The 264-nt window shown below is 48.9% G+C and carries 1 pseudogene; it reads left to right on the top strand.

The features are described 5' to 3' along the window. Positions 1-264, top strand: a pseudogene (locus tag BAQ44_RS24370) (hypothetical protein); the annotation flags it as partial.

The following is a 264-nucleotide window of genomic DNA, read 5'->3' as shown; positions in this document are numbered from 1 at the left end:
ATTGCAGAAGAGCAGCCAGTTGTAGAAGAAGCACCGATTGCAGAAGAGCAGCCAGTTGTAGAAGAAGCGCCGGTCGCAGAAGAACAACAAGTTGTAGAAGAAGCGCCGGTCACAGAAGAACAACAAGTTGTAGAAGAAGCACCGATTGCAGAAGAGCAGCCAGTTGTAGAAGAAGCACCGATTGCAGAAGAGCAGCCAGTTGTAGAAGAAGCACCGATTGCAGAAGAGCAGCCAGTTGTAGAAGAAGCACCGATTGCAGAAGAA

It is taken from the genome of Bacillus mobilis (assembly GCF_001884045.1).
GTDB classification, from domain to species: domain Bacteria; phylum Bacillota; class Bacilli; order Bacillales; family Bacillaceae_G; genus Bacillus_A; species Bacillus_A mobilis.
This window is presented reverse-complemented; position numbering and strand designations above follow the sequence as displayed.